The sequence below is a fragment of the Lysobacter antibioticus genome, assembly GCF_000731095.1.
GTDB lineage: Bacteria > Pseudomonadota > Gammaproteobacteria > Xanthomonadales > Xanthomonadaceae > Lysobacter > Lysobacter antibioticus_B.
On the sequence record NZ_JMTZ01000043.1, the window covers coordinates 40,732 to 55,354 of the forward strand.

The following is a 14,623-nucleotide window of genomic DNA, read 5'->3' on the forward strand; positions in this document are numbered from 1 at the left end:
ATCCAATGACGATCGAAGGCGAGATCAGGCCGATTTTGACCGAAGTTCGCCATCGGGGTTCAAAAAGCGCGATTAAGGGTTCGAAACCGCAGCAGCCGCGAACGCGGTTTGGCCGCGTCGAATCCACGCGATGTACGACGCAAGTGCTTGATTGCCGCCGTTTAAAGCCGGCTGCGGCGATCCTCGCGCGACGGTTCGAAGGCGACCGCGGCCGGGTTGCGGTCCCGACCGTCATTCAGCTTGTGCGAACCGCGAGCAGAAATGCAAAGAGGGCCCGAAGGCCCTCTTTGCGATGCGACTGATCTGTCCGCCCGTCCTCGGGTCGGACGCTCGACGCCGTGGATCAGCGCTGGGTCACCTTCATCACCTTGGGGGTGACGAAGATCAGCAGCTCGGCCTTTTCCTTGCTGCGGCTCTTCTTCTTGAACAGATTGCCGAGGAAGGGAATGTCGGCCAGGAACGGCACCTTGGACAGGTCGGTGCGATCGCGGAACTCGTAGACGCCGCCGATCACGACGGTCTGACCGTCTTCGACCAGCACCGCGGTGTTGATGTTGCGCTTGTTGATCTGCGGCACCTGACCGATCGAGGTATCGACGAAGCCCTCGATCTCGTCCTTCTTCACGTTCATGTTGAGGAAGACGCGACCGTCGTTGGTGATGGTCGGGTTGACCTTCATCTCCATCAGCACGTCCTTGAACTGGACGTTCGGGATCGGGATGCTGTTGCCGCCCTGCTGCGGCGAGATCGTCACGTAGCCGACTTCCTGGCCCTGGCTGATCACCGCTTCGCGCTGGTTGCTGGTGACCACACGCGGGTTGGAAACCACTTCGCCGCGACCTTCGGTCTGCATCGCGCTGAACTCCATGTCCAGGTTGACCCACTTGCCGAGGATCGTGAAGGCGAGCGCACCGGCCGGATTGGCGATGCCAACATTGCTGTTGAGGCTGGCCGGGAAAAGGAAGGCCGGGTTGGTCAGGGTCTGCAGCAACGAACGGGCCTGGTTGAACAGCGCGGTGGCGCCGGCGGCATCGCCGCGGGCCTGTGCGTCGTTACCGTCGCGGGTCAGTGCCGCGGCCTTGCCTTCGATCAAGCTGTTTTGGGCTGCGGTGTTGCGGTAGTTGTTGATGCTCTCCAGCGTACCGCTGGTGATCACGTCGCCCTTCTGGCCGGAGACGCCGAAACGCGCGCCGAGGTCGCGGGCGAAGCTTTCGGTGGCGATGACGATGCGGGCCTCGATCAGGACCTGGTCGACCGGACGGTCGATGACCCGGATCAGTTCCTTCATCTGCACGACTTTCTTCGGAATGTCGCTGATCATCAAGGTATTGGTGCGCTCGTCGGCGACGAGGCGGCCGCGCGGCGAGAGGAAACCGTTCTCCTGCGTGCCGCCGCTTTCCCCGCCACCACTGCCGCCGCCACTGCCGCCGATGCCCTTGGCCTCGGTCAACGCCTTATAAATCTGCGCGGCGTTGTGGTAGTTGATCTGGATGTATTCGGTGGTCAGGTCGACGCGGTTATCGAGAGCGATGCGCGCGTCTTCGCGGTCCTGCTCGTACTTGGCGACCTCGGCCTGCGGAGCGACCCACACCACGTTGCCGCTGCGGCGCTTGTCCAGGCCCTTGGCCTGCAGGACGATGTCGAGCGCCTGGTCCCACGGCACATTGACCAGGCGCAGGGTGACGTTACCCTGCACGGTATCGGCTGCGACGATGTTGAGGTTGGACTCTTCGGCGACCAACTGCAGCACGGTGCGTACCGGCACGTCCTGGAAGTTGAAGGTCACCGGACGACCGGAGTAGGAACGAACCACGCCGGGCTGAGTGGAGCCCGTGGTGCTGCCCGCTGCGCTCGCCGCCGACTTGGCGCCGGCCGCACCGACCGCGCGATTGCCCACCGCCGCCGTGCGCGGCACGACCTCGACGATATATTCGCGACCGGTCTGGTAGGCCATGGTGTCGTAGGCGCCGCTGGTGTTGAGCACCAACTGGGTCCCGGTGCCGCTGGTGCGCGCTTCGACGCGCTGTACCGGCGTGGCAAAATCGCTGACGTTGAGCGGACGCTGCAACGAAGCGGGGAGTTGCGCATTGCCGACGTTGACCAGGACTTCGGAGCCCTGGTTACGCAGGTCCGGCAGTGCACCGTCGCCGTTGAAACGCACGATCAGCTTGCCGGAGCCGCCGTCGCCGCGCTTGAAGTCGATGTTGGCCACCGAGATCGTGCCCGGCAATTGCTTGCTCGGGTCGTTGCTCGGCGTCGGCGCGACCTGCACCGTGGGCGCCTGGACAGCGGGTGCCGTGGTCGCAGCCGCAGGCGGCGCCGCGTGGACGGCGCTGATGCCAGCCAGCAGGCCGACGACGAGTCCGGCCATGCGCGGACCGGAAGCCATGGGGCGTCGAGCCGACGGCATGGATTTGGCGTTGAGTACGATCATCATGCTATCCCCTAATCATTGATCTTCGAGCGCCACGGAAGCTGGACGTTCCAGCCAACCGCCTGCGCCGTCCGGCACCAGTTCCACCAAGTCGATGCGCTCCTCAGTCACGGCGGTCACACGACCGTCGTTCTGCCCCATGTACGCACCGGGTCGAACACGATAAGTCACTTTGTCGGGCGCCATCACCAGCGCCACCGTACCGCTACCGCGGCCGAGCGTGCCGACCATGTCCAGAGCGTCGAGCGGAAACTGTTCGAGCAACTGCTTGCGCCGCACCTTGTCCGGACGCAGGCCGGAGCCGTCGTCCTCGTCGGTGAAGGCGGTGCTGAACGGATCGCGCAGGTCCTGCGCGGCGTATTCGAAGGTCTCGAACTGCTGCATGACCGGCAACGGATCCAGCGGCGGCGCGGGCTTGGCCTTGACCTCGGCCACCCACTTCTCGAGGTTGGGCGCGTCGCCCGGCGTACTCGAGATGCTGCGGAAGCAGCCGCTGACGAGCAGCGCCATAGCGACGGCGCACAGGGCACCGACGAAAGAACGATTGAGAACGAAGTGCGTACGCATCTCAGCCCTCCTCCTTCTTGTCATTGGCCTTGCCGTCCTTGCCGCTTGCTGCGGCCGCGCCGTCGGCCGGCGGATTCTGCGCAGCCATCTCTTCTTCATCCAGATAGCGATAGGTCTTGACCGTACCGGCCAGTTCCAGCGGGCTGTTCGGCGTGATGCCGCCGACCGCGTCCTTACTGTTTTTACCCTTGGGCTTCAGCGAGATGTCGTGCATGGTCATGATGACCACGCGCGGCAGCGAGGCCACACCACTGACGAAGGCGCCGAACTGATGGTAGGTGCCCACCATGCGCAAGGCGATCGGCTTTTCGGCGTAGAACTCCTTCGGAACTTCGGCGCCGGGCTGGAACAACTCGTTGGAGATGCCGGTAGCGAGCGCGGTCTGCGAGATGTCGACGATCAGGTCGGGCATTTCGGTCTTGCTCGGCAGCTGGCGCAGCATCTGCTGGAGCTGCTGCTCCATCTGCACGAGCTGCTGCTTGAGCGGCTCCAGATTGGCGGCCCGGCCCTGCTTGGTCTCGAAGGTGGTGCGAAGATCGCTCTCTTTACGCTCCAGACCCTCAAGTTCTTCGCGCTTGTCACTGACGAACAGCCACCAGGCCAGGCCGATGATCACTACGCCGACGAGGGCGCAGAAAATGATCTGGGCCTTTCGCGGCCAACCGCCGATGTTGTTGATGTCGAGGTTCTTCATAGAAGCCTTTCTGCTCACGACGCGGCTCCTGTCTTGGTGGGCGCCGACGCGGGCTTGGCCGGCGCGGCAGCAGGCGTAGCGGCTTCAGCAGCCGGCTTGGCCGGCGCGGCGGCCGGTTGCGCGGCACCGGCAGGCGCGGCGGCAGGCGGCGTAGCTGCAGCGGCAGGCGCGGCACCCGCTGGCGCCGTTCCGGCGGTCGCATCGGTAGCCTCGGCCGTAGCGACCGGCGCATCCGGAATGCCGTCGCCGTCCTCGTCCTTGGGCGCGTTCGGATTAGCGAGCGTGACCTGGAGCTTGAACTCGTACGGCAGCCCCTTCTCGTTGCCCTTGGCTTCGATGATGGTCAGGTCGGGCTTGGTCATCCAGCCGGAGGTTTCCAGCGTGCGCATATAGGTACTGACGCGCGCATTGGACTGGGCCCGGCCTTCGAGCGTCAGAATTTCCGCATCCTGCTTGATCGCGGTGAGCACGGCGCCATCGGGGATGGTGCGCACCAGCGAATCGAACAGATGGACCATCTGCGAACGGTTGGACTGCAGCTTTTCGATCACTTCCTTGCGGGCGAGCAGCTTGGCCTTCTTCTTGTCGAGCTCTTCGATCTCGGTGATCTTCTTGTCGACCTCGACGATCTGCGCATCGAGGAAGGCATTACGCTTGCGTTGACCGCTGATTTCGCTGCTGTAGTAGAAAACGATCAGCACCGAAAGCGCGACGGCGACCAGGGCCGACAGGCCGAGGATGGCGCCGAATTCCTTCTGTCGAGCCTTGCGCCGTTCGGCGCGCCACGGGAGCAGGTTGATGCGTGCCATCAGTCGAAGCTCCTCAGGGCCAGGCCGCAGGCGATCATCAGCGCGGGGGCGTCCTGTGCGAGCGCATGCGCCTGGACGCGCGGTCCGAGGGTCATGTGCGCGAGCGGGTTGGCCACCGTGGTCGGGACGCCGAGTTGCTCCTCGACCATCTCGGCGATGCGCGGGATCGAAGCGCCGCCGCCGGCCAGTACGATCTGGTCGACACGGTTGAATTCGCTGCCGGCGTAGAAGAACTGCAACAGACGGCTGACCTGCTGGACCATCGCTTCCTTGAACGGCTCCAGCACCTCGGCCTGGTAGCTCTCGGGCAGCCCGCCCTGGCGCTTGGCCAGACCGGCTTCCTCGTAGCTCAGACCGTAGCGGCGCATGACCTCGTCGGTCAGCTGCTTGCCGCCGAAGACCTGCTCGCGGTGGTACAGGCTGCGGCCGTTACGCAGTACGTTGAGGGTGGTCATGGTCGCGCCGGAGTCGACCAGGGCGACCAGGCCGTCGCGCGGGCTGCTCAAGGTGTCGGCCAGCAGCGCGAAGGCGTTCTCGATCGCGAACGCCTCCACGTCCATGACGCGGGGCGTCAGTCCGCCGAGCTCCAGCGCCGAAGCGCGAACCTCGACATTCTCCGAACGTGACGCCGCGAGCAATACCTGGACCATGTCCGGGCTGCCAGGCATCGGGCCGAGCACCTCGAAGTCGTGGTTCACCTCGTCGATCGGGTACGGCACGTAGTTGGCCGCCTCCAGCTCGATCTGCGACTCCAACTCGTCCCCTTCCAGGTCGTTCGGCATGCCGATCACGCGGGTGATCACCGAGGAACCGGCGACGGCCGCAGCGGCATGCCTGACGCGGGTCCCCGACCTCGCGACCGCACGTTTGATCGCCTCGCCCACCGCCTCGACCTCGACGATGTTCTTCTCCACCACCGCATTCGGCGGCAGCGGTTCCACAGCATAGTGCTCAACGCGGTAGCGATTGCCGACTCGTGAGAGTTGCAACAGCTTCACCGCCGTCGAACTGATGTCCACGCCGACCAATGCCGGCTGGCTTTTCGTGATGAGTCCCACAGTTATCTCCCCATGCCACAAGCGCTTACGCGCACTTCGTGTGGCCCCGGCTTAGATAACGGACTTTTCACAGGCTGGCAACCACTTCTTTCACGATTGCCAACCCAGTCGTGCTTTTTTGACCCGCAACGTCACGTGACCCCCACCGTCAGTCTGTCGACTGCGTGCAAGACGGCGCAACACCACGGGCCCTCCCCAGCCCGACTACCCGTCATCCCGTTCCGTGCCGATTGCCCCCAATCGCCCCCATCGCGGCCGCCCTGCGGCGCGTGGTCGCGCCACCACCCTACTCGCCCGGGCGGGTTCCGTCGCCCACCGCCGGTCGGCTGGCGCCGGAACCGGGGCCGCCATCCGCGCTCCTCTATACTTGCCCGTCACGACCACCGACTCCGGAATCCGATTCGATGTCCCGTATTCGCCGTTGGCTGCGTTGGGCGCTCTATGCGTTCATCGGCGCAGTCCTGCTGGGCGCCATCGCGCTCGGCACCCTGTACTACCTGATCGTCCCCAAGCTTCCCGACGTCGAGACCCTGCGCACGGTCGAGCTGCAGGAGCCTATGTACGTCTATGCCCGCGACGGCCGCCTGATGGCGCTGTTCGGCGAGACCCGGCGCTACCCGATCGCCATCGAGGACGTGCCCGAGCGGCTCAAGCAGGCGTTCATCGCGATCGAGGACGCCCGCTTCTACAAGCACCACGGCATCGACTACAAGGGCATCGGCCGGGCGATCTGGCTGCTGGCGACCACCGACGACAAGCGCGTCCCGGGCGGCTCGACCATCACCCAGCAGGTCGCGCGCCAGTTCTTCCTGAGCTCGGAATACAGCTACAAGCGCAAGCTCGGCGAGATGCTGCTGGCCATGCGCATGGAGCGCGAGCTCAGCAAGGACGAGATCTTCGAGCTGTACTTGAACAAGAGCTTCTTCGGCAACCGCGCCTACGGCGTCGGCGCCGCCGCCGAGTTCTACTACGGCAAGAAGATGAGCGAGCTCTCGCTCGACGAGATGGCCTCGCTGGCCGGCATCCCGAAGTTCCCGTCCAGCGGCAACCCGCTCAGCAATCCCGACCGCGCCAAGCTGCGCCGCGACTACATCCTCGACCGCATGGCCGAGCAGCGCTTCATCAGCGCCGACGAAGCCGCGCAGGCCAAGGCCGTGCCGATGCACGCCAGCCCGCACGAGCGCCCGGTCGAGGTCTACGCGCCCTACGTGGCCGAGATGGTGCGCCAGGAAATGATCGCCCGCTACGGCGCCGAGGCGCTGACCAAGGGCTATCACGTCACCACCACCATCGACCCGACTTTGCAGGTCGCCGCCGACAAGGCCGTGCGCGACGGGCTGTCGGTCTACGACCGCCGCCATGGCTGGCACGGGGTCGAGCAGCACTTCGATCTCGCCGCGGGCGAGGACGCCGCGACCGCGCGCCAGCGCCTGCGCGGCATCCCGGCCCAGGCCAATCTATTGCCGGCGGTCGTGCTCGGCAGCAGCGGCGGCCAGGCCAACGTCGTGCTCGGCGACGGCACCGAGCTGACCCTCACCGAGAAGCAGGGCTTCGGCGGCCGCAGCCCCGGCAGCCTGGTCAAGCGTGGCGACGTGGTGCGCATCCAGCGCACCGAGACCGTGACCGAACCGGTAGTCGCTCCGGCCGCTCAAACCGGCACCGCGGCGGCCGCACCGGTCGTACCGGCCGCGCCGGCCAAGCCGCCGGTGGTGAGCTACCGCCTCGACCAACTGCCGCAGGCGCAGGCCGCGCTGGTGTCGCTGGAGCCGAGCAACGGCGCCTTGCGCGCGCTCTCCGGTGGCTACAGCTTCGCTGGCGCCAAGTTCAACCGCGCCACCCAGGCGCGCCGCCAGCCCGGCTCGAGCTTCAAGCCGTTCGTGTATGCGGCGGCATTCGAGCGCGGCTACAACCCGGCCTCGATCGTCCTCGACGCCCCGGTGGTGTTCAAGGACCGCCGCGGCCACCTGTGGCGCCCGCAGAACGACGGCGGCAATTTCGCCGGCCCGATGCGCGTGCGCGAAGCGATGGTGCAGTCGCGCAACCTGGTCTCGGTGCGCCTGCTCGACGCCATGGGTGTCGACTTCGCCCGCAAGTACATCAGCCACTTCGGCTTCGACCCGGAGCAGTTGCCGCCCAACCTGTCGATGTCGCTCGGCACCGCCTCGCTGACGCCGCTGTCGGTCGCACGAGGCTATTCGGTGTTCGCCAACGGCGGTTTCCGCATCACCCCGTGGTTCATCGACGAGGTCAAGGATCGCGCCGGCGCCGTGGTGTTCAAGGAAAAGCCGGCCACCGCCTGCCCCGAATGCGGCGGCCGCGGCGGCACCTCGGTCGCGGTACCGGTCAGCACGGTCGTCGACGGTTTCGACCTGGGTCCCGCCGGCGGCACCGGCGACACGGCCAAGCCCGACCCGAAGAAGCCCGATCCGAAGGCCAAGAAGGCCGAGGACAAGCCGGCCGCGCCGAAGAAGGAGCTGACTGCGGCCGAGAAGGCGAGCATGAACCTGGCGCCGCGCGCGATCGACGACCGCATCGCCTACCAGATCGTTTCGATGCTGCGCGACGTGGTCAAGCGCGGCACCGGCACCGCGGCCAAGGTGCTCGGCCGCGAAGACGTCGGCGGCAAGACCGGTTCGACCAACGACCACCGCGACGCCTGGTTCTCCGGCTTCGGCGGCCCTTACGTCACCACGGTCTGGGTCGGCCGCGACAACTACAAGTCGCTGGGTTACCGCGAATACGGCGGTAAGGCCGCCCTGCCGATCTGGATCGACTACATGCGGGTGGCGCTGAAGGATCAGCCGCTCGCCGTCAACGAACCGCCGCAGGGCATGGTCAAGGTCTCCGTCGCCGGCAACGGCGCACTGATTCCCGACGGCGCCGGCGGCGTGATCGAGTGGGTCAAGGCCGAAGACCTCGAGCGCATGCAAACCTATACCGATTACGGCAACGAAGAATCGGCGCCGTCGGAAGAGTCCTACGACATCTTCTGATCGCCTGTCCCAGGCAAGGCCCCGGCCAAGGCCGCACGCAGCGCGTGCGGCCTTTTCTTTGCGCCATCGCGCGGCTCGGATCGTCCGCGCCTGGCCTGGCGTCTTGCCCGGTCGCGTTTGCCAGGTCGTATCTTGCTGAATCAGGCGCCTCGCACCCTGCCGCGGCGACGGCGGGCCGCATGGACATTGCCCTGACCGACGAACGTGCTAGGTTTGGTCATGCCAGCCCTACCCGGCCGCGGCGAGCGCCCTCGCCGTGACGTGCCAGCCCGGAGGTCGAGATGCACCAGGCCCGACAGCACGCACATCAGCATGCGCAGACCCGCATTCGCGAACGTCGCCATCGCCTCGCCCACGAAGCGGCCCGCCTGATCGCCGAGAGCGGCATCCGCGACTACCACCAGGCCAAGCTCAAGGCCGCCGAACGCCTGGGCATCTTCGACGACGCTTCGCTGCCGCGTAACCGCGAGATCGAGGACGCCTTGCGCGAGTACCAGCGCCTGTTCCAACGCGACAACCTCAACGGCCTGCGCCAACGCCGCGAGGCTGCGCTGCGCGCGCTCGAGTTCTTCGCCGAATTCGAGCCGCGCCTGGTCGGACCGGTGCTGGACGGCACCGCCGACGCACGCAGCCCGGTCGCCCTGCACCTGTACAGCGACGATCCCGAAGCCGTGTCGATGTTCCTGGATCACCATCTGATCCCGGCCGAAGCCCGCGAACGCCGCCTGCGCCTGGACCGCGAACGCAGCGAAGACTTCCCGGTGTGGATGTTCGGTGCCGAGGACCTGACCTTCGACTTGACCGTGCTGCCGCTCGACGTGCTGCGCCAGGCGCCGTTGTCGAACGTCGACGAGAAACCGATGAAACGCGCCTCGGCGGCGCAATTGCGGCAGTTGCTGGCCGACGAGGAAATTTCCGAGTTCGAGCGAGGATAACGCGCCGTAGCGCGGCTGCCGTTGCGGGCAGAACCCTCCGGCTCGCCTCGGCCCACAGAACGCCCGACCCGGCGGCCCGGTCATCGCCGCGCGCCTGAACGCCCTCGCGACGCTACCTAGCCGTCATCCCCGCGAAGGCGGGGATCCGGAGACTTCAGAGCCACGTCGCGACCGAGCCCCAGGGGCCACGCCTTCGCGGGATAGCGGCACGAGATGAGCCAAGCGCCATGCGGCCGTGTGCGCATCAAACGAATACGATCCAACGAATACGAAACCGTATCAGCCCGACAAAACCGTTCGAAGGACCGAACCCATGCGAGACCACCCCCGACGCGGCCCCGCAGCGATGCAAGTCATCGCGTCCGGCATTCGCCTGCTCTTCGGCGGATTGATCCTGTCGGCCGTGTCGTTCGTCGCAGCAGCGACGCCGCCGGCGCAACGCACCGCATCGAACACAAGCACACCGACCGAACCGAACACCGTCGCCGGTTTGGTCGCCCGCTTGCGTACGCAGGCCGCGGCATCGCAATCCAGCCCCGCCGTGCGCGCCGACTACGACGCCCTGCGCGCCGCCCAGAGCTTGAGTGCCGCACAACTGCCCTACGCCGACTACGCCTATCTGCGCCTGCTGTTCGAAGCCACTCGCGACGGCGGTTACTGGAACCTGCATTGGGCGATCACCGATCGCGAACCCAATTCGGACGCGATCTGGGCCCAATGGCGCGCCCGGCGCAGCGCGACCCCGACCGGCATCACCGCCACCGCCGAATGCGACGAGCTGTCCGCGCTGTACGCCTTCCTCGCCCGCCGCGGTGGCGTGCGCAATGTCGGCCTGTTCTGGCCGACGGCGAACCACACCGTCGCGGTCTGGCGCATTCCCACGACGCCAGGCGAAACCCGCATCGTGGTTCCGACCACGCAGATTTTCCTGAGCCAGTACGACAGCTTCGGCACCCGCGGCTTCGACCCGTGGAAGCAGGCGACAATCTACGAATACGGCCGTCGCGACATCGTCGACGATGCGCGCCTGCCGCAAGCGCTGATCGGCTTCTTTCTGGCCCAGAACGACAAATACGTCCGCGCCTCCGGCCTGAGCCTGCAGCGCATGCGGCAACTGCGCGACGGCGTGCTCGACGGCAGCCTCAGTGCCGACCAGGCCATGCGCCAGGCGCAAGCGCAACGCGAACGCATCGCGCCCGGCGCCGCCGACGACCGCAGCGCATATGCGCATTTCATCCGCGACCTGCAAGCGGCCGCAAAGACTCCATAGCGACGACCGCCGGCCCCACCCCGCCGCTGCCGTAACGCGTATAAATCCGCATCGATCCTTAGCAGGAAGCGCCCTACCATGACCCATCGCCTCGGCCGTCCGTGCTTGTCTGCCATGGCGGTCGCGCTGTGTTCGCTGGGCGTGGTATCGGCCGCATTCGCGCAACAGCCTCCCGCTGCCGGCGCGCGTCAACTGCAACTCGAAGCGCGCCTGCAAGCCGAGCCTTATCGCTGGGAGCTGGCCGACGGAACCGTCCTCGTCCAAGGCCTGGCCGACGACTCCGCGCGAGTGACAGTGACCGAGCAGGCCGGCCAGGAGCACTACGCTCTGGAAATGCTCTGGGGCCGGTTCCCGGTCAAGGTCGCCGCCGCCTGTTGGCTGCTGCCGCCGGCGCGGTTCGAGGCCTGCGCCGAAATCGGGCGGCGCGAGGACACCCGGGCGCAGAAAGAACAGAGCGCCGAAGAGGAACGCAAGGAACGCGAACGCAAGCGCCGGTTGGCCGCGCGCACGGCCTGGATACGCCCGGCGATGAGCCCGAAGCGCGTCGTCTCGATCCTCACCAAGGCGATGCGCGACCAGCAGGCGTGGATGCGCACGCCCGCCGCGCGCCTGGTCGCCGACAACTTCGCCTGCGATGCCGGCAATGCGGGGCTTCCGAAAATCACCGCCGCTGCGCGGGAAAAATACGCCCAGGCCCGTAGCATCGGTGCGTACGCCGCCGAGGGCGAGCCCTTGCTGATCGAAGCCGCCGAGTTGGGCAACTGGCGCGCGGTCGCGACCCTGTTCAACGTGGCGATGCATGGCGAAGACTGGGAATCGGCCCAGCCATTGGTCGCCTGGCTGCTGCAACGCGGCGCGCCGGCCGGCTACAACAAGCTCGCCGAGCTGCACGGCACCATCGCCAGCTACGAAGACGGCCAAGCCTCGTCCACCGAGCGGGATCTGGCCAGGGCGCTGCGTTGGCGCGCCGCGCAAGCCGGCGACCCAGGCGCGCAACGCGATATGGCCGACTATTTCGAGGAACGCGATCCGCAACTGTCCGAGCGGCTGACGCACTGCGCGCTGGAACGCTTTCCCGACCTCAAATAAGCGTACGCCGCGCAACGCCCTCCGGACTCCACGGCAGCCCCTCGTCCGGCCGAGCCGAGGTTTCCGTGAAACTTGCCCGATGACGAACGAGACGCCGCCACGGACCAACGGCACAATGACGATTCTTTACGCAGCCACCCAAGGAAGCATCATGCGATTTCATGGAACTCTACTGCTGTGCCTGGCGACGCTTTCGTCGGCCGCCCTCGCCGCCGACAAACCGGCGATCAGCCTGTCCAAGCTCTACCAAAGCTACGAAGAGGCCGGCCACAGCGCGCTGTCGATGCCCGAGTACGATCAGGCCGTACGCTTCACCGCGGTGGTGCTGGAACAGAGCACCTCGATGGCCGACACCTCGCTCACCTCCGCGACCGACGCCGACGGCGAGGTCGAATACGCGCGCCTGACCGGCGAGGACGGAAAGCTGGCCGCGTTGCCGCCCGGCACGGCCTTCACTGCCACCTGCACGGTCGGCTTCACGTCCGGCACCGAGTACCTGAATCTGACCGATTGCGTCATCGAGTAAGGCGCCGCGCCACAACGGCGCCGCCTCGGCGATGCCGTTGCCGAAGCGCAAACGAAAACGCCCCGCCGAAGCGGGGCGTTTTCGCATCCGGGATGCGGACGCGGATCAGCGCTGGTCGGCGCCGACGTAGTCGCGCGTCGCGTGACCGGTGTAGATCTGGCGCGGACGGCCGATCTTGTTCTCGGGGTCGTTCTGCTGTTCCAGCCAGTGCGAGACCCAGCCGGCGGTGCGCGCGATCGCGAACATGACCGTGAACATCTCGACCGGAATGCCGAGCGCCTTGTAGATGATGCCCGAGTAGAAATCGACGTTCGGGTAGAGCTTGCGCTGGACGAAGTACTCGTCCTTGAGCGCGGCTTCTTCGAGCTTCATCGCCACTTCGAGCAGCGGATCGTTGACGCCGAGCTCGCCGAGCACGTCGTGGGTCATCTTGCGGACCAGCGCGGCGCGCGGATCGTAGTTCTTGTAGACGCGGTGGCCGAAGCCCATCAGGCGGAAGCCCGACTCCTTGTCCTTGGCCTTGTCGATCGCACCCTTGACGTTCTCGGGGCGGCCGATCTCGTTGAGCATCTTGAGCACGGCCTCGTTGGCGCCGCCGTGCGCCGGTCCCCACAACGCGGCGACGCCGGAAGCGACGCTGACGTAGGGGTTGGCGCCGGTCGAACCGACCAGGCGCACGGTCGAGGTCGACGCGTTCTGCTCGTGATCGGCGTGCAGGATGAACAGCAGGTCCATCGCCTTGGCGGCGACCGGGTTGAGCTCCAGCGGCTCGCTCGGCACTTCGAACAGCATGTGCAGGAAGCGCGTGGTGTAGTCGAGGCTGTTCTTCGGATAGCGGATCGGCCAGCCGATCGAATAACGATGGCAGGCGGCGGCGATCGTCGGCACCTTGGCGATCAGGCGGATCGCGGCCAGGCGGCGCTGTTCCGGATCTTCCAGGTCGAGTTCGTTGTGGTAGAAGCTCGCCATCGAGCCGAGCATGCCGACCAGCATCGCCATCGGATGGGCGTCGTGGCGGAAGCCGTACAGGAAGGTACGAAACGCTTCGTGCATCATCGTGTGATGCGTGACTTCGTGCTCGAACTTGCTGAACTCGCCGGCGGTCGGCAGTTCGCCGTTCATCAGCAGATAGGCGACTTCGAGGAAGTTCGACTTCTCGGCGAGCTGTTCGATCGGGTAGCCGCGGTACAGCAGCACGCCCTCATCGCCGTCGATGTAGGTGATCGCCGACTTGCAGCTGGCGGTCGCGGTGAAGCCGGGGTCGTAGGTGAACATCCCGGTTTCTTTCGGCAGCTTGGCGATGTCGACGCAGGAAGCGCCCAACACCGGGTGCTGCACCGGCAAGATCACGCTCTTGTCGCCGGCGGTCAGGGTGACCTGATCGAGGCCAGCTTTTTTGGAATCATCGGACACGAAACACTCCTCAATCTGCCTGCCGCAGGGAAGGCCGCGGCAGGAGGGGGACGGGGGTCGCATTTGAACTGCGATGCTGAATTATCGCACAACGCTTCTTGAGCCCAAGCTCGGACTTTGGTCGGGAGGGGCGCATGGCGGCCACGCAGCGTTTCATCGCCGAGGCCGGTTTTCGGCCCTGAGGCAGGCCCCGGAAGGCCTCGCGCCGGCGCACGCGGGCGGGCTTGTCGCGGCTTGGCGGAAAGCCTGTCGCGAGGCGGTCGCCGGCTCGAACCAGCGCGCGACGAAGGTGTCCCGGGGCGGGACGAGCACCGCGGCCCGGCAGCTGCTAAACACCGCCAGGACGCGGCAGCGCGAACCGTCGCGGTTGCACCGTCGTTCACCGGAACCTATGACGACGCAAACGCAAACGGCCGCCCTTTCGGGCAGCCGTTGTGCGCACAGCGATTGCGACGCGATTACTTCTGCGCGTAACGCTTGCGGAACTTGTCGACGCGACCGCTGGTGTCCATGATCTTGTGCTTGCCCGTATAGAACGGGTGCGACGCCGACGAGATGTCGACCTTGATCAGCGGATACTCGGTGCCGTCGAGCTTGATCGTTTCCTTGCTCGACAGGGTCGAACGGGTCAGGATCTGGAAGTCGGTGGTGACGTCCTGGAACACGACGTTACGGTATTCGGGATGGATGCCTGCCTTCATGGCACTCAACCTTAGGTATGCGGGAAAGTCGGGCAGTATAGCGGCCGGATTGGGGGGCGTGCAAGTCCATTTGGCCGGAAAAACCAATCGGCGGCGGCGAGGCTGAATGAGGCGGGGGGGGGCTGGACCTACCC

The 14,623-nt window shown here is 66.3% G+C and carries 12 protein-coding genes; 5 read left to right on the forward strand and 7 right to left on the reverse strand.

Going from position 1 to position 14,623, the window contains the following annotated elements:
• Window positions 1-343: 343 nt before the first annotated feature.
• From EX88_RS0114070 to EX88_RS0114090, 5 genes are read right to left on the reverse strand one after another with little or no spacing between them, the layout of a single operon-like run.
• The gene (locus EX88_RS0114070) at window positions 344-2,434 is read right to left on the reverse strand and encodes a type IV pilus secretin PilQ (RefSeq protein ID WP_430536914.1); all 2,091 of its coding nucleotides are present in this window, start codon (window positions 2,432-2,434) and stop codon (window positions 344-346) included.
• A 15-nt stretch (window positions 2,435-2,449) separates the two neighbouring features.
• Window positions 2,450-2,944 carry a pilus assembly protein PilP gene (locus EX88_RS0114075; protein ID WP_051885112.1) on the reverse strand — a complete coding sequence of 165 codons (495 nt, stop codon included), beginning with the start codon at window positions 2,942-2,944 and terminating at the stop codon, window positions 2,450-2,452.
• A 58-nt stretch (window positions 2,945-3,002) separates the two neighbouring features.
• Window positions 3,003-3,713 (reverse strand): type 4a pilus biogenesis protein PilO, encoded by a 711-nt coding sequence (locus tag EX88_RS0114080; RefSeq protein WP_031372627.1) that lies wholly within the window; start codon window positions 3,711-3,713, stop codon window positions 3,003-3,005.
• Window positions 3,710-4,504: a PilN domain-containing protein gene (locus tag EX88_RS0114085; protein ID WP_031372628.1), complete on the reverse strand. Its 795-nt coding sequence runs from the start codon at window positions 4,502-4,504 to the stop codon at window positions 3,710-3,712. The genes EX88_RS0114080 and EX88_RS0114085 overlap by 4 nt, the downstream gene beginning before the upstream one ends.
• Entirely contained in the window at window positions 4,504-5,562 is a 1,059-nt protein-coding gene (locus EX88_RS0114090) for a pilus assembly protein PilM (protein ID WP_031372629.1), read from the reverse strand. The genes EX88_RS0114085 and EX88_RS0114090 overlap by 1 nt, the downstream gene beginning before the upstream one ends.
• 404 nt (window positions 5,563-5,966) lie before the next feature.
• On the opposite strand from EX88_RS0114090, the gene EX88_RS0114095 reads away from it, so the two are divergent.
• The 5 genes from EX88_RS0114095 to EX88_RS0114115 all read left to right on the forward strand — a co-directional run bounded on the left by EX88_RS0114095 (window position 5,967) and on the right by EX88_RS0114115 (window position 12,375).
• A complete protein-coding gene (locus EX88_RS0114095; RefSeq protein ID WP_031372630.1) occupies window positions 5,967-8,555 on the forward strand; it encodes a penicillin-binding protein 1A in 2,589 nt (862 codons plus the stop codon).
• A gap of 281 nt (window positions 8,556-8,836) precedes the next feature.
• Window positions 8,837-9,490 carry a hypothetical protein gene (locus EX88_RS0114100; protein ID WP_031372631.1) on the forward strand — a complete coding sequence of 218 codons (654 nt, stop codon included), beginning with the start codon at window positions 8,837-8,839 and terminating at the stop codon, window positions 9,488-9,490.
• A gap of 313 nt (window positions 9,491-9,803) precedes the next feature.
• Entirely contained in the window at window positions 9,804-10,760 is a 957-nt protein-coding gene (locus EX88_RS0114105; RefSeq protein ID WP_152566269.1) for a hypothetical protein, read from the forward strand.
• Window positions 10,761-10,838: 78 nt separating this feature from the next.
• Window positions 10,839-11,849 carry a hypothetical protein gene (locus EX88_RS0114110; RefSeq protein WP_152566270.1) on the forward strand — a complete coding sequence of 337 codons (1,011 nt, stop codon included), beginning with the start codon at window positions 10,839-10,841 and terminating at the stop codon, window positions 11,847-11,849.
• A gap of 151 nt (window positions 11,850-12,000) precedes the next feature.
• Entirely contained in the window at window positions 12,001-12,375 is a 375-nt protein-coding gene (locus EX88_RS0114115) for a hypothetical protein (RefSeq protein ID WP_031372634.1), read from the forward strand.
• Between the two features lie 105 nt (window positions 12,376-12,480).
• Here EX88_RS0114115 and EX88_RS0114120 read toward each other — a convergent pair whose 3' ends face one another.
• Window positions 12,481-13,788, reverse strand: a complete 1,308-nt coding sequence (locus tag EX88_RS0114120) for a citrate synthase (RefSeq protein ID WP_031372635.1) — start codon at window positions 13,786-13,788, stop codon at window positions 12,481-12,483.
• Window positions 13,789-14,246: 458 nt separating this feature from the next.
• Window positions 14,247-14,489: a type B 50S ribosomal protein L31 gene (locus tag EX88_RS0114125; RefSeq protein ID WP_031372636.1), complete on the reverse strand. Its 243-nt coding sequence runs from the start codon at window positions 14,487-14,489 to the stop codon at window positions 14,247-14,249.
• Between the last annotated feature and the right edge of the window lie 134 nt (window positions 14,490-14,623).